12 protein-coding genes and 1 tRNA gene are annotated in these 14516 nt (G+C 48.0%); 6 read left to right on the top strand and 7 right to left on the bottom strand.

Going from position 1 to position 14516, the window contains the following annotated elements; translation table 11 throughout:
* Nucleotides 1-46 precede the first annotated feature (46 nt).
* From ACN0RF_RS13090 to ACN0RF_RS13075, 4 genes are all read right to left on the bottom strand, one after another.
* Nucleotides 47-122 (bottom strand) — tRNA-Phe (locus ACN0RF_RS13090).
* Between the two features lie 103 nt (nucleotides 123-225).
* Nucleotides 226-2136 carry a biosynthetic arginine decarboxylase gene (gene speA, locus ACN0RF_RS13085; protein WP_153850290.1) on the bottom strand — a complete coding sequence of 637 codons (1911 nt, stop codon included), beginning with the start codon at nucleotides 2134-2136 and terminating at the stop codon, nucleotides 226-228.
* A 1-nt stretch (nucleotide 2137) separates the two neighbouring features.
* Nucleotides 2138-3064 carry an agmatinase gene (gene speB / locus ACN0RF_RS13080; RefSeq protein ID WP_417439356.1) on the bottom strand — a complete coding sequence of 309 codons (927 nt, stop codon included), beginning with the start codon at nucleotides 3062-3064 and terminating at the stop codon, nucleotides 2138-2140.
* An 18-nt stretch (nucleotides 3065-3082) separates the two neighbouring features.
* Nucleotides 3083-4117 (bottom strand): ATP-dependent 6-phosphofructokinase, encoded by a 1035-nt coding sequence (locus ACN0RF_RS13075; protein WP_114982358.1) that lies wholly within the window; start codon nucleotides 4115-4117, stop codon nucleotides 3083-3085.
* 71 nt (nucleotides 4118-4188) lie between these two features.
* Here ACN0RF_RS13075 and ACN0RF_RS13070 point away from each other — a divergent pair, with 71 nt between their 5' ends.
* Entirely contained in the window at nucleotides 4189-5259 is a 1071-nt protein-coding gene (locus ACN0RF_RS13070; RefSeq protein ID WP_417439355.1) for an Ldh family oxidoreductase, read from the top strand.
* Here ACN0RF_RS13070 and pdxH read toward each other — a convergent pair.
* The 3 genes from pdxH to ACN0RF_RS13055 are packed head-to-tail and all read right to left on the bottom strand — an operon-like array spanning nucleotide 5240 to nucleotide 9126.
* Nucleotides 5240-5878, bottom strand: a complete 639-nt coding sequence (pdxH, locus tag ACN0RF_RS13065; protein WP_417439354.1) for a pyridoxamine 5'-phosphate oxidase — start codon at nucleotides 5876-5878, stop codon at nucleotides 5240-5242. The two genes, ACN0RF_RS13070 and pdxH, sit on opposite strands and share 20 nt — an antisense overlap.
* Before the next feature lie 17 nt (nucleotides 5879-5895).
* Nucleotides 5896-7458 (bottom strand): DUF3369 domain-containing protein, encoded by a 1563-nt coding sequence (locus ACN0RF_RS13060; RefSeq protein WP_417439353.1) that lies wholly within the window; start codon nucleotides 7456-7458, stop codon nucleotides 5896-5898.
* A 15-nt stretch (nucleotides 7459-7473) separates the two neighbouring features.
* Complete coding sequence (locus ACN0RF_RS13055) at nucleotides 7474-9126, bottom strand: amidohydrolase (RefSeq protein ID WP_417439352.1); 1653 nt, start codon at nucleotides 9124-9126, stop codon at nucleotides 7474-7476.
* Between the two features lie 201 nt (nucleotides 9127-9327).
* Here ACN0RF_RS13055 and ACN0RF_RS13050 point away from each other — a divergent pair, with 201 nt between their 5' ends.
* The 5 genes from ACN0RF_RS13050 to ACN0RF_RS13030 all read left to right on the top strand — a co-directional run bounded on the left by ACN0RF_RS13050 (nucleotide 9328) and on the right by ACN0RF_RS13030 (nucleotide 14428).
* On the top strand, nucleotides 9328-9951 hold the full coding sequence (locus ACN0RF_RS13050) for a LuxR C-terminal-related transcriptional regulator (RefSeq protein WP_114982355.1): 624 nt from the start codon (nucleotides 9328-9330) through the stop codon (nucleotides 9949-9951).
* Nucleotides 9952-9961: 10 nt separating this feature from the next.
* Nucleotides 9962-10489, top strand: coding sequence for a DUF1285 domain-containing protein (locus ACN0RF_RS13045; protein ID WP_273024533.1), 528 nt, complete (start codon nucleotides 9962-9964; stop codon nucleotides 10487-10489).
* A 21-nt stretch (nucleotides 10490-10510) separates the two neighbouring features.
* A complete protein-coding gene (locus tag ACN0RF_RS13040) occupies nucleotides 10511-11947 on the top strand; it encodes a sigma-54 dependent transcriptional regulator (RefSeq protein ID WP_417439351.1) in 1437 nt (478 codons plus the stop codon).
* A 119-nt stretch (nucleotides 11948-12066) separates the two neighbouring features.
* Nucleotides 12067-13074 (top strand): sensor histidine kinase, encoded by a 1008-nt coding sequence (locus ACN0RF_RS13035; protein WP_114982353.1) that lies wholly within the window; start codon nucleotides 12067-12069, stop codon nucleotides 13072-13074.
* The gene (locus ACN0RF_RS13030; protein WP_417439350.1) at nucleotides 13067-14428 is read left to right on the top strand and encodes a sigma-54-dependent transcriptional regulator; all 1362 of its coding nucleotides are present in this window, start codon (nucleotides 13067-13069) and stop codon (nucleotides 14426-14428) included. Before ACN0RF_RS13035 ends, ACN0RF_RS13030 begins: the two co-directional genes overlap by 8 nt.
* Nucleotides 14429-14516: the final 88 nt, after the last annotated feature.

The following is a 14516-nucleotide window of genomic DNA, read 5'->3' as shown; positions in this document are numbered from 1 at the left end:
TAATAAGGGATTAAAGTACAAATGAGGACCACTTAGGAGGGGGAAGTGGTGCCCGGAGGCGGAATCGAACCACCGACACGAGGATTTTCAATCCTCTGCTCTACCGACTGAGCTATCCGGGCAACGAGGCGTATTAAACGTTTTTTTCAGTTTCGAGTCAACCGCTTTTTGTACCTTTTCTACTGTTTGCTCAGTAATTGCACATTAAGCGGTTGTTTCGGTGGATTATTCAACACGTAAATAGGTACTGCCGGCTAAACAATGCTCGTAAAAGTTTGTCCAACGGACACCTTCACGTGGCGCCAGTGAACCTTTTCTCACCTGACGGTCAATTTGTTTTTTCACGGTTTTGGCCATGTACTCGGTATTATATTGCATGGTTTGTAGTACTTTTTCGGCAGATGTGCCAGGTACCACTTCTTCAATATAGAAATCGCCGGGTTCGTCGTCGTGGCAGTACACATGCACTTCGGTTAAGCGGCCAAACAGGTTATGCATATCACCCATAACGTCCTGATAAGCACCGGTCAGGAATAAGCCAACATGGTAGTCTTCGCCTTTGCGCAGGTTATGCATGGGAATATGGTCGCTAATTTCGGTGCCTTCAATGTACTTGCTGAGTTTACCGTCACTATCGCAGGTAATATCGACAATTGAGCAGCGTACTTCCGGCTGTTCGTTCAGCCGCGAAATAGGCACGACCGGAAGTACTTGCCCAATGGCCCAGGTATCTGCCGCCGACTGGAACACCGAAAAGTTACATAGGTACTGGCTGGCGAGCATGTCTTCCAGCTCTTCCAGTTCCTGCATTACATAGGTGTCTTTATCCAGCGAATGGTGGATATCTGCCAGTATCTGCCAGTACATGGTATCCAGTTTGGCCATTTCATTCAGCGATAAAATACCCAGTTTAAAAGCTTCATAGGCATTTTGTTTGTAACCGGCGGCGTCGTTGTAACGCTCCTGCGGGTGGAACTGGTCGCCCGAGCTGTGCAGTTCGCGCATATTTTTAACCAAAATGTGTTCGTCACTACTGGCGCTGATATCGTACTGCGTGCCTGCTGGTTTCATTTCGCCAACAATGTTAGTGACTACACAGCTATGATGTGCGGTCATAGCCCGGCCGCTTTCGCTGACTAAGTTAGGGTGGGGGACTTTTTCCAGATCACAAATTTGCTTCACGCCCCAGACAACGTCAGCAACGTACTCTTCTGTTGAATAGTTACGCGAAGAGTCGTTGGTGGTACTTGTGCCGTCGTAATCAATGCCTAAACCGCCACCAATATCGAGGTACTCTAAAGGCATGCCCTCCAGTACTAATTTGGCATACAGCCGAGCGCCTTCGTTGACGGCTTCTTTAATTTTACGAATATCGGACAGTTGGCTGCCAATATGGAAGTGCAGTAGCTTAGCGCAATGCAGCATGTCTTCTTCACGCAGGCGCTCAATAACATTCAGAATTTCGGCAATGCTCAGGCCGAACTTAGCTCTGTCACCACTGGAGCCAGCCCATTTTCCGGAGCTTTTTACCATCATTTTTGAGCGCAGACCTATCATGGGTTTAACACCCATTTGTTTGGCCAGCGGAATCAGCATTTCCAGCTCGCTGAACTTCTCAATTACGATAATCATCTTACGCTTAAGTTGGCGGCCAAGTAGCGCCAGAGTCAGATAATCTTTGTCTTTGTATCCATTAAGAATGGTCAGAGCTTCAGGGTTATCGTTGTACGCCATTACCGCCATTAACTCTGGCTTAGAGCCCGCTTCCAGACCGTAATTGTAAGGTTCGCCGGCGTCCATAATTTCTTCGACCACTTCCCGCATCTGGTTAACTTTAATCGGGAATACGCCGCAATACTGCCCCTGGTAGTTGGCTTCTTCTATCTGTTTACCAAAGGTTTCGTTAATAATTTCAACCTGCGAGCGCAGAATATCGTGAAAGCGAATAACAGCCGGGAACTGAATGCCTTCCGAAATAATCTCATCCACCACTTCTTTCATATCAATGGTCACGTCGGGTAAGCGGTGGTTCGGCCGAATTTGAATGTTGCCGTTTTCGCCGATAGAAAAGTATCCCGCGCCCCAGCGGTTAACACCATAGAGCTCTTCTGCTTGATCAATATTCCAGTCTGACATCTCAGGCTCCCGACTGTTGTAATACGAGTAATAATTCGCGCACAATTTTAGCGGCGAATACGTCAGAATTTCCGGTTGGGTCTATTTGTGGAGACAACTCAACGACGTCGGCACCGACCAGGTTTTTTTTGCGCAATAGTTTCATCAAGCTGACAAAGGAATGGAAATCCTCACCGCCGGGCTCAGGAGTTCCTGTGCCTGGTAAGAAAGAAGGATCAAAATAATCGAGATCCAGTGTCAGGTAAACCGGGCGGTCTTTGGCAATGGCTTCCACACTGTCGAGAAAGTCTTTGCGTGAGCTGCGGATGGTTTTGTGTTCTTTCATCCACAGATATTCATCGCGCGTGCCTGACCGGATGCCATACTGTATCAACTCATGGCCTGGGCCGAAGTGATCGACCGAACGACGAATAATAGACGCATGTGAATAATGGTAACCGAGGAAACCGTCACGTAAATCAGCGTGAGCATCCAGATGCAGTAAAACCATATCGGGATATTGTTTCAAGTACTTAACGATAGGCGCATAGGAAATAGAATGCTCGCCACCTAAAGTCAGCAGTTTTATTTTTTTCTGCGCTAAATCAAGCGGCTCGAAAATGGCATTAAAATCGTTAACCGCATGGTGCCACTGCTTTTCTTCGTCGTCATCAAACCCCAACCGCAGGTTGCCTAAGTCGTAGAAGGTTTGGTCTTCTAAGTCGGCATCAAGATACGGCGAGTATGACTCGATGTCTTCAGAAACGGCTCGCAAACCGTCAGGTCCTTCGCGGGTGCCTTTACGAAAACAGGCGGTACCATCAAAACCAAACCCCAGAATGTGGGTGTGTCCCGGGTGTATTTCGGTACTGTGTTGCGAACCGAAAAAAGGGCGGCTCGGGTCGTTTAATGGTACAGGTAGTGGCACCGTTAGTGGCGTTAGGGGCATTATCGTTACAGACCTCTCTCACTGAGTCGATTTATTGCGATCTTTTTTGATCGGATTAAACAGACTTTGTTGAATATTAATGAGCTCTTCACTGAGCTTTTTACGTTTTGTCCAGGTGTCAATTAATGGTGTTTCGCTGAGCTCATTCGCTGTAACACCGGCCATAACCGCTGTTTTTCCCTGACGAACGAGTTCAACCGCATGCACACCTAGCCGCGTTCCTAAAATGCGATCCATTGCCGTAGGGCGTCCACCGCGCTGAACGTGCCCAAGTAAACAGGGACGACAAGGTAAGTTAAGACGATTTTCTAACTGTTCCGCAAGTCGAACCGCACCACCGGGCCATTGATTTTCGCATAACACCATCACGTAGCTCGAGTCACCGCGAACACGCTGTACCGATTCAATGTGCTTAACCAGCGCATCAACCGTTAATGGTTTGTCCTTTTGCAGCTCGGGCAGAATCATTCGCTCGGCACCACAGGCCATAGCGCTGCTAATACCGATATAACCGGCGTTGCGCCCCATAACTTCGACAATAAAGACACGATCCATAGCCTCGGCGGTATCGCGGATTTTATCCAACGCGTCCATGGCGGTTTCTACTGCCGTGTCATAGCCAATAGTGTTATCGGTGCCAAAGAGATCATTATCGATGGTACCCGGAATACCGACAATGGGACCTTTCCAGAAGTTAGCCAGGTGCTCAGCACCACGGAACGAACCGTCGCCGCCAATAACGATAAAGGCGTCAATTTGGTGTGCGTCTAAATTCGTTGCGGCTTCCCGTCCGCCTTCTTCACTTTTAAAGCGCTCGCTGCGGGCGCTTTTAATAATGGTGCCGGAATATTGCAAAATGTGTTCAACGTCTTCACGGCCAAGTTTTACAAAGTCGTTATTCAGCAGGCCTTCATAGCCATGGCGAAACCCCATGACTTCTATGCCATAGTTTTCAGCAGCGAGAACTACGGCACGGAGTGCGGCGTTCATACCGGGGGCATCACCACCACTGGTTATAATGGCAATGCGGTTTATTGTGTTAACAGATGACACAATCTCTACTCCTTGATAATGTCTTATGCGTAGCTTAAACGACCTGCATGCCGTGACCAAGAGGAAATTTCATGAGCACTGATGTTGTACGTTTTGATTATTCAGAATTATCGGACTGGGCGCGTGCCTGTTTAGCTGAAGCAGGGGCTTCGGGTGAGGTGGCGCGTAACCTTGGTTACTACTTGCTGGAAGGTGATTTACTGGGGTTTAGTACTCATGGCTTAATTCGTCTGTTAAATAATTGCCAGTGGCTGCGCGACGGCAAGAGTCTGGCAAAAGGCCAGCCGGTGGTACTGAGTGAGCGCGCTGCGGTAGCTAACTGGGACGCCCAGTTTTTGCCCGGACCTTACGTGGTGCCGCAGGCTATTGATGCAGCCTGCAAGATGGCGAAGCAAGCCGGTACCGGTACCGTGGTTGTACGCCGGAGCCAACACGTTGCAGCGCTCGCGGCCTATTTAAGCATTGCTACAGATCAGGGGCTGGTGGTGAGCTTAATGTGCTCGACTCCCGGACAACGCGCAGTAGCACCTTTTGGGGGCAAAGAAGCGGTGTTTTCACCTAACCCCTTTGCGGTTGGCGTTCCGAGTTCAAATGACCCTCTGTTGTTTGATATCAGTTTTTCCATGACTGCAGCGGGCAAGGTTCGTCAGGCTAAAGCGAACGGTACTCGGTTGCCTTATAAAGCATTGATAAAGCCTGATGGTGAATGGACGGATGATCCGCTAACTTTCTTTGAGTCACCGGGCAGTTCAATAGCCCCATTGGGCGGTGAGCAACTGGGTTATAAAGGCTATGGTCTCACTTTGTTCAGTGAAATTTGGTCCATGGCGTTGAGTCAGTACGGCCGCAGACAGGGCAGTGACGATGGTGATGCGAACTCAATATGGGTACAAGTGATTGATCCAGAAGCTTTTGGTGAAAAGCAAAAGTTTTTACAGCAGGTGGATGACTTATTGGCAGACAGCCGTAAATGTGCTCCTGCGGTTCCTGAGCAACCGGTGCGTATTCCGGGGGAAGCGGCGCAGAAGCGCAAACGCGAGCAACTGCAACAGGGGGTTTCCTACAGCAGCGCTACTTTAAAAGTTTTGCAGCGCTGCGCCGAGTTCTGTGGTGTGGATTTACCTAAGGCTGTAAACGGGTAATACGCCAGTTTTCGCGGTCTTTGCTGTACTGGTAGCGGTCATGCAAACGGTGCTGGCCGCCTTGCCAGAATTCAAATTGCTGCGGATGAACACTGTAACCGCCCCAACTTTGAGGGCGCGGAACTTCCGCGTTCTCATAGTCTTTCAGTAATGACTGATAGTGGCTTTCCAGCACGTCGCGGCTTTCTACCGGGCGACTTTGCTGTGACGCAAGCGCCGCAACCTGACTTTCTTTCGGGCGTGAGTGAAAATAACGGTCATTATCTTCATCATCAAGTGGGATTGCACTACCAATAATACTAATTTGCCGTTCTAAGGGCAGCCAGGCAAAGTGCAGGGCAACTTGAGGGTTCTTGCTTATGTCCTGGCCTTTATGGCTGTTTTTGTTGGTATAAAACCGAAAGCTGGTATGGTCGTAACCTTTAAGCAGCACGATACGCTGGCTGGGCACGTGTTCAGCATCCACCGTTGCCAGTGTCATGGCGGTAGGGTCACTCAATAAATTGCTGTCTATTGCCTGCTGCATCCACTTTTCAAATTGCTTTATCGGGTCGGCTTCCAGTTGCTCGCGGTGCAGGCTGCCTAACCCGTATTCCCGACGCATTGCTTGTAAATCCATGACCTCTCCTTAATGGACTAAAGGTGCGTATCCTGTTTTTTGTCCAGGAAGCGCTGACGTATTTTTTCCATCGCATCCAGATTATCCAGCATAAGTCCCACTAGCTCTGGATCAAAGAATTTACCACTGTGCTGTAGCAGATAATCTGCGGCATCCTCAGATTCTTTTGCATCACGATAACTGCGCTGCGTTCGCAGGGCGTCAAAGTGACTGGTAATACTCAGAATTCGGGCGTTAAGGTCAATGGCTTTTGCCGATTTCTGGCTGGGAAAGCCTGTGCCATTCCAACGTTCGTGAATATCCTGAGCAATAAGGGCCGCGATTTTAGCAACTGCTGAATCCGTCTGGCGTAAATAATCATGCCCCTGAATGACTTTCTGCATGATTTCTTCATATTCATGAATGGTTAAAACATCAGCGCGTTGAGCTAACTCCATTTGCACAGAGACCTTACCGATATCATAAACGGATGCGGCCTGTTTTAACGCTTCGGCCTGTTCCTGAGTTGCGCCTGAGAATATCGCCAGCTGGCCAGCCATTTCTGCGGAACGTTTAACATGGTGGCTAATTTCATCAATAGAATGTTTTTCAATGGCTTCGCCGACACTATAAAGCAGTTCCCGTTGTGCTTCCCGCTCATTTTCTGTGGCTTGCAGGTTATCTATAGCAATGGAGCTATTATTCACAAAAAGCCCCAGCAGATTTTGATCCAGCTCAGATAAGTCACGGACACCACGAATAAAGAGTAAGTATTGGCGTGAACTGCTGGTTTTGTACAGACCGTAGTAATTACCGTCAACAATACGAAAATCAACATTCTGCGGGCTTTGCTGCATAGGGCGGACAATACCCCAGTCAATTTCGCCGTGTACGGGTTGCCCTACAGCCCTTTCATATTCGCCAGTGCCGCCAATAATTTCAAACGGGTCGTCAGTATCTGAACTGGCGGTCAGCGCATCAATGCGGCAATACATGGCGTCATCAGACAGAGTAATTAGCGCGACAAGTTGCTCCAGTATGCCCTGACATAAGGCTTGCATTGATCGCGCAGAAAATACTTCAGCCGACGCGTTAATGACTTTTTCCAGACCACGTTTGTTGCGCTCAATAGCGTTTAAGTCACGATAAGCCCGTAAGCAGGAATACATCAGAGTGACCAGCTTGCGGTATGTGAGCTCAGTTTTTTCTTTATAGTCATCAATATCATAACGGGCAATGACATCTTCTTCGGGAGCCTGCCCCGGTTGTCCTGTTCGCAGAACAATGCGTATCAGCCGGTTTTTCCGGGTTTCGCGTACCCACTGGGCAACATCGAGTCCGGCGTGATCGGTTTCCATCACTACATCCAGCAGCATCATGGCGATATTGGTGTTGTCCTGTAAAAACGCAATAGCGTCTTTGCCGGAATAAACCGAATGAAATTTCAGCGGACGACCGTCGAGTTTAAATTCACCTAATGCCATTTTGGTAATGGTGTGTATCTCTTCGTCGTCATCGACAATGAGTATATTATACGGTTCCGATACTTCTTCTTCCGCTATATCAGGCTCGTCATCAGAAAATAGAAAGTCATCGTTCATACTTATGCGTCCCTGTTAATAAACTCGTTCGCCCGCAACGTAAGTTTGTTCAACCTGAGTTTGCCAGATATCACTGGAGTCGACGGCAAATGGGTCTTGATCTACGACAATAAAGTCAGCCCATTTACCGGGTTCCAGCGAGCCCAGAGATTTCTCCTGCCAGGCACTGTAAGCGGCATCGATGGTAAATGAGCGCAGCGCTTGCTGCAGGCTCATTTTCTCTTCAGCATACCAACCTCCGGCTGGCATATCATCACGATCTTGTCGGGTAACCGCTGCATGCAGTCCGTAAAATGGATTAGCGAGTTCTACCGGGAAGTCTGAGCCGGCAGCAATAACCGTGCCCTGATCCAGCAGTGTTTGCCAGGCATAAGCTCCTTCCATACGCGCCGCGCCAAGACGATCTTCTGCCATATTCTTGTCACTGGTGGCATGCGTAGGCTGCATGGAAGCAACTAAATTGAGCTGGTTAAAACGCTTTAAATCGTCCGGATGTACAATTTGCGCATGCTCTATGCGGTTACGTAAATTGCGACCACCAAGTTCATTATAAACTTCTGCCAGGTTATCCAGTACAACGCGGTTGGCCCGGTCACCAATAGCGTGAGTATTTATCTGGAAGCCATGAGGAATGATAAGCTCGTACAGATCACGAATTTTTTCTTCTGAAGTGACCATCAGGCCATGGTTACCATTGTCGTCACTGTAGTCTTCCAGCAAAGCCGCACCGCGGCTCCCTAAAGCACCGTCGGCGTATATTTTAACGCTACGAATGGTCAGTTTCTGGTCGTCACTTTCGTAAGGGCCTTCTGCCAAAAGTTGCGCCAGTTTAGGTTCGGTAGCGGCTATCATGCCATAGACCCTCAGAGGCATACGGCCCTGATTGTGCAACCCCTTGTAAACGGATATCTCATCGGCATTAATACCGGCGTCATGGACACTGGTAATGCCCAGTTTAATCAAATGCTCAAAAGCGAGTTCATACGCGGCACGTTGTTGCTGAAGCGATGGTTCGGGAACAACATCCTCAACCAATTGCATTGCATTGTCGATCAGTACACCGGTTGGGTTGCCTTGTTCGTCACGGACAATTTCACCGCCTTCCGGGGCTACTGTATCCTTGCCTATTCCTGCACGACGCAGGGCTTCGCTGTTGGCCCAGCCAGCGTGCGCATCGACGCGTATTAACCAAACCGGACGGTCAGTGACCACTTCGTCAAGATGTGCCGCGCTGGGAAAAGCTTTTTGTTGCCATTGCTCCTGATTCCAGCCACGGCCTGTTATCCATTCCATTTCTGGCTGCTCGCCAGCATAGGTATGAACTTTTTTGACCGCTGCAGAAACCGAGTCGGTGTCGCGTAAATCCACCTGTAATAAGCTGGTGCCCAGACTCTGGATATGTCCATGGGCATCAGTTAACCCCGGAAGAACAGTTTTCCCCTGCATATCAACGGTTTGTTCAGTGTCAGTAAAACGCTCAGCAAGTGCGTTACCACCAATAGCCTGAATTTTTCCATGTTCAACCAGCATGGTCGAAAACTGCTGCAACACCGCTTGTTCGCCGGCAGGGCTGGTAAGAGTGTAGCCTTTCATGTTGGTATACAAGGTGTCGGCAATGGCTGAAGCCGATAAGCTGAGGCCGATAAACAGGCAGGTAATACGTCGCATAACAATAAAACTCCGTAGAAAATAACTTAGGCAACACTATAGCGTTTTTACTGTACAAGCGACTAGGCGTTGGCTGAATTTTTTGTTAACTAAGTTAACATTAGCTTTTTCAAAATCGGTATTGTCCGTAAAAAACTTGCTGTCTGTTATATTTTCGGTATGCTAAAAGTTAATTGAATAAGCGTTATTTTGGATCTCAAGATGAAAGTTCTAATTATTGACCCGCAGTTTTTTATGCGCGCTGGTCTTATACAAATTCTCACAAACTACGCGAATCAGCCTTCGATATATGAAGCTGAGTCGTTTGAAGTTGCTGAGAGTTATTTATCGGCCGATGATTATGATTTGATTTTTTTGGAAATGGATTTACCGGACGCCGAAATTCGACCTGCGTTGCAACGCCTGAAAAAAGTGGCTCCACGTACGCACATTGTTTTGTTTACGCGCCCTCGGTCGATTTCTGAAGTTCGTCAGGTACTGTCTGCGGGAGTTCGCAGCTACTTGCCAAAAGACAGTTCAGCTGAGCAGGCTAAACTGGCTATTCGGGCTTTACTTAATGGTGACCGTCACATTCCTGATGACCCTCATTTGAATGAACCAAGAGACAAGTCCAGTGGAGCAGAGAGCTTTTTATCACCACGCCAGCTGGAAATAATGCAGTTGCTGGCTCAGGGGCTTTCAAATAAAGAGATTGCAAACATTCTGGGGATTACTGAAGGCACTATTCGTGTGCATTTGTCGGCAATATTCAAAGCCATTAAAGTATCGAATCGTACTGAAGCGACGCTTTGGTATCTACTGAGACAGAAAAAGCTGGTCGACTAAGTTTCGATTTATGTCACTTAACCGATTAATTGCTGAACTAGAAAAACACCAACATGCACCAACCGAGTTGTGGGATCCGCCGTATTGTGGTGAGATCCCTATTCATATTGCCTCAAATGGCGACTGGTTTTATCAGGGAAGCCAGATAAAGCGCTCTGCATTGGTAAAACTATTTGCGTCCGTTTTAGTGGTTGAAGGCGGTGAGTATTTTTTAATAACACCTGCCGAAAAAGTTAAGATTACGGTTGAAGATACGCCCTTTGTTGTTGTCGACTGGAGTCAATTAGAAGAAAATGGTCAGCAATTATTACTGCTAACAACCAATATCGGTGATACTCTGGTATTAAGTTCTGAACATCCGCTCACAATGAAAAAGGGTGTTCCTTATATTGTGATGCAACGAGGATTAACAGCGAGAGTACATCGCAATGTATTCTATCAGTGGGTTTCACACGCAGAGTCAAGGATTGCCGATGGACAAGAGCAGTGGTACCTGTCCAGTGCGGGTGAAACGTTTGTGTTAGGAAGTGTGGAATAGGACGTTGCGGTAAACTCGTCTATGACAAAAACAAGAACAGTCTACCTGGTTGAACAGCAACCAGAGCGTCGTCAGCATTTTGAAACGGTATTGACCTTTATTGGCGAAACCGTTGAAGTCATATCTCCTTCAGACACTCTAAAGCTTCGTGCTGCTGGTGCTCTCTGTGTGATTGCTGGTAATGGCATTGAGAACTTGCATCAATTAGCCGGCGATGCGCCGCATCTACCTTTTATCTGTGCCACAGATGATCAGCACAATGCGTTACAGAAAGCGAATGTTATTGGCCCTCTGGAAAAGTCTTTTGATTACGCCAGCTTATCGAATATGCTGCATTACTGTCAGGCTTATCACCAGCAAATGCCTGCTAAAGCGGCAAGAAAGCGACACCCGGGCGGAGGTAAGCTGGAGCAAACCTTAGTTGGTAACGGGCGTACAATGAAACATGTACGTCAGTTGATTGAACAGGTAGCGGTAACAGAAGCGAATGTTCTGATTCTGGGAGAGTCAGGAACAGGTAAAGAAGTTGTGGCTCGCGGTGTTCATGATTTGTCCGGACGTAGTAACGGGCCTTTCGTGCCGGTGAATTGCGGTGCAATTCCGGGTGACTTATTAGAAAGTGAATTGTTCGGGCATGAAAAAGGGGCTTTTACCGGTGCTATCGGTGCGCGTAAAGGCCGCTTCGAATTGGCTCAGGGCGGCACTTTGTTTCTGGATGAAATTGGCGATATGCCATTGCCCATGCAGGTAAAGCTGCTACGAGTTTTGCAAGAGCGGACCTTCGAACGTGTGGGTGGCAGTAAAAGTATTATTGCCGATGTACGAGTGGTTGCGGCGACTCACCGAGAACTGGAACAAATGATTATTGACGGTAAATTCCGTGAAGATTTGTATTACCGCTTAAATGTTTTTCCTATTGAGGTTCCGGCTCTGCGCGAGCGTCAGGAAGACGTACCTTTACTGCTGCAAGAACTGACCCAGCGTTTTAAAAAGGAGCGGGGCGTAGGGGTGCGTTTTACTGAGCGTGCTCTGGAGTCGCTGTCCTATCACCGTTGGCCGGGTAACGTAAGGGAATTGACTAACCTGATAGAACGCCTGACTATAATGCACCCCGATAGTCTGGTTGATGTGCCTGATTTACCGCCTAAGTATCAGCATATTGAACATGACGCACCAACTCCAGATTACCCCGAAGAAATGCTGGAGCGCGAAGCGCTGAGTGCCATTTTCAGTGAGTCAGATGAAGAACTTGATGACGACACACATAGTGCTGCTGATTCTGAGTTGCCCGATGACGGGGTCAATTTGAAAGATATGCTAACTGAAATTGAAACGGGAATGATAGCGCAGGCGTTGGATAAATCTGACTGGGTAGTTGCTAAAGCGGCCGATTTACTCAGTATGCGCCGTACAACCTTAGTTGAGAAAATGAAAAAGTACGGAATTCAGAAAGATTAAATTCAAAGCGTCAGTCTTTTGACAATCCAAAAGCTACGTAATTAACTGAAAATAAAGAGAATTATACTGGCATCTATTTTGCATTAGCTTCTCCATAGTTGTTAATTGGAGATGTCAGTATGGCCACCTACCATCAAATTATTGATGCCATGCCCAACGCTGTTATTTTACTGGACAGTCATGGGGTCGTGGATTATTGCAATGACAATGCCACGAGCCTTTTAGGACACCCTCTGAAAAAGTTTTTATGGCGTGAACTGGTTAGTGAACTTTTTGCTCCCAAAGCGGATGACTGGCACGAAGTGTCTTTGCGTAACGGCAGACGGGTTCGTTTAGACACCTCAGTTGTGAATGAAAAGCCAGGACAGCTTATTGTGCTGACAGACCTGACCGAGACGCGGCGTCTGCAAAACCGCATCGGTCATTTGCAGCGTTTGTCTTCCATGGGAAAAATGGTGGCTTCGCTGGCACATCAGATAAGAACGCCTCTGTCTGCCGCAATTCTTTATGCGCAAAACCTAAAGCAGGGCAGTATTTCTGCGGTCAAACAACAGCGTTTTTCCGATAAGTTACTGTCGCGTCTGCATTCGCTGGAACAACAGGTGAACGATATGTTGTTGTTTGCCAAAAGCGGTGAGCAACCCATGCTGGAAGAACTCAGTACCAATAGCCTGATCCAGCAAGTGCTGATGAACACAGAAAGTTACGCTGAGCAGCATCAGGTGAAAATCAATTGTATTGATCCTGACTTTGGTGTGGTGTTGCGAGCTAATCAAACCGCTCTGATCGGGGCAATGCAGAACCTGGTTAACAACGCTGTTGATGCCAGCCGGCCCGGACAGGAAGTGCTATTAAAAACCGATGTTGATGATGGTAACTGGAAAGTTTCTGTTATTGACTCTGGTTGCGGCATTCCGGCTGAAAAGCAAGACAGTGTATTCACTCCATTTTTCACTGAAAAATCGAACGGTACCGGTTTAGGTCTGGCGGTTGTCCAAACGGTGATAAAAGCACACAACGGTTTAATTGACTGGGAAAGCCAGCCAAATAAAGGCAGTCGTTTTACCTTAGTGCTGCCGGTATATGAGTGGTCAGAAAATATAATGAAAGAGGTACGTTATGGCTGAGCGACAAGTATTGGTTGTTGAAGATGACGTATCGCTGCGTGAAGCGATTATCGATACGCTGGAACTGGCTGATTGTCAGTGTCTGGAAGCCGCTAACGGCGAAGAAGCCTTACTTATTCTAAAAAAAGAGTCAGTGGCGCTGGTTATCAGCGATGTGCAAATGCCGGGAATTGATGGCTTACAGTTATTGCGTAGCATGAATAATCAGCAATACGACATTCCGGTTATTATGATGACGGCCTTTGCAAAGGTGGATGACGCAGTCGTTGCTATGCGTGAAGGCGCTGTCGATTATCTGACTAAGCCGTTTTCAATTGAAAAGCTACAAACACTGGTGCAGCGTTATTTGCCCGACGGTGCAATTAACGATATTGAGCCTGTCGCAGAAGAAGGCTCCAGCCAGGCCGTGCTGGCTATGGCACGAAAAGTTGCGGGAAGTGAAGCAAGCGTAATGGTCACCGGGCCTAGCGGTACCGGTAAAGAAGTGCTGGCGCGTTATATTCATCAGCATTCGGATCGCTCAGACGGGCCTTTTATTGCCATTAACTGCGCAGCGATACCTGAAAACATGCTGGAATCCATGTTATTTGGTTATGAGAAAGGTGCCTTTACGGGCGCTAATCAGTCTTCTCCCGGTAAATTTGAACTGGCTCAGGGCGGTACTTTGCTGCTGGACGAAGTGACTGAAATGGCTATGCACTTGCAGGCTAAGCTGTTACGGGTTATCCAGGAGCGGCAGGTGGAGCGTCTGGGCTCGCGTAAAACCATACAGTTGGATGTCCGGTTAATAGCTACCTCTAACCGAGACTTACAACAGGCGGTGCGCGAAGGGTTATTACGTGAAGACTTAATGTATCGACTAAACGTGTTTCCCCTGCATTGGAAGTCTCTACGTGAGCGACCCGCGGATATCGTTCCCCTGGCAGAAAATTTACTGCAGCGACATAAACAACGTTCCGGTATTAAAACGCCCGTCAATTTCGCTGCGGCAGCAGTTCAACAGTTAATGCGCTATTCCTGGCCGGGCAACGTTCGGGAGCTGGAAAATGTAGTGCAAAGAGCTCTGGTATTGCATCGCGATGGAAAAATTCAGCCACAGGATCTTATGCTGGAACTGAACGACGCGGTGGAAACCGCTAGCGTGTTTCCGGAACAAATAGAGACGCCTGAAGATAAGTCGGAAAACCTCGATGAGTCGCTTTTCCATCAGGAGTATCAAATTATCAAAGATGCGTTGCAACGTCATCAGGGAAAACGCCAGCCGGTTGCTGATGAGCTTGGTATTAGCCCACGAACTTTGCGCTACAAGCTGGCGAAAATACGAGAGCAGGGGCTGACTCTAACCGGCTCGTAACGCTGTACTGAAATACCTCGAGTATTATCACTAGCCCTGTTTCTCAGGGCTTTTCTTTGTATCTTACCGATGCGACCAAAAGTTGGCA

The organism is Idiomarina sp. (assembly GCF_048260185.1).
Classification (GTDB): domain Bacteria; phylum Pseudomonadota; class Gammaproteobacteria; order Enterobacterales; family Alteromonadaceae; genus Idiomarina.
The sequence above is the reverse complement of the archived record's forward strand: the minus strand, read 5'-3'. Positions and strand labels throughout refer to the sequence as shown.

What these genes read in the sequence shown, in the direction of transcription:
- speA (WP_153850290.1), bottom strand. Translation starts at nt 2,136, where the DNA reads ATGTCAGACTGGAATATTGATCAAGCAGAAGAGCTCTATGGTGTTAAC.
- speB (WP_417439356.1), bottom strand. Translation starts at nt 3,064, where the DNA reads ATGCCCCTAACGCCACTAACGGTGCCACTACCTGTACCATTAAACGAC.
- ACN0RF_RS13070 (WP_417439355.1), top strand. Translation starts at nt 4,189, where the DNA reads ATGAGCACTGATGTTGTACGTTTTGATTATTCAGAATTATCGGACTGG.
- pdxH (WP_417439354.1), bottom strand. Translation starts at nt 5,878, where the DNA reads ATGGATTTACAAGCAATGCGTCGGGAATACGGGTTAGGCAGCCTGCAC.
- ACN0RF_RS13060 (WP_417439353.1), bottom strand. Translation starts at nt 7,458, where the DNA reads ATGAACGATGACTTTCTATTTTCTGATGACGAGCCTGATATAGCGGAA.
- ACN0RF_RS13055 (WP_417439352.1), bottom strand. Translation starts at nt 9,126, where the DNA reads ATGCGACGTATTACCTGCCTGTTTATCGGCCTCAGCTTATCGGCTTCA.
- ACN0RF_RS13050 (WP_114982355.1), top strand. Translation starts at nt 9,328, where the DNA reads ATGAAAGTTCTAATTATTGACCCGCAGTTTTTTATGCGCGCTGGTCTT.
- ACN0RF_RS13045 (WP_273024533.1), top strand. Translation starts at nt 9,962, where the DNA reads ATGTCACTTAACCGATTAATTGCTGAACTAGAAAAACACCAACATGCA.
- ACN0RF_RS13040 (WP_417439351.1), top strand. Translation starts at nt 10,511, where the DNA reads ATGACAAAAACAAGAACAGTCTACCTGGTTGAACAGCAACCAGAGCGT.
- ACN0RF_RS13035 (WP_114982353.1), top strand. Translation starts at nt 12,067, where the DNA reads ATGGCCACCTACCATCAAATTATTGATGCCATGCCCAACGCTGTTATT.
- ACN0RF_RS13030 (WP_417439350.1), top strand. Translation starts at nt 13,067, where the DNA reads ATGGCTGAGCGACAAGTATTGGTTGTTGAAGATGACGTATCGCTGCGT.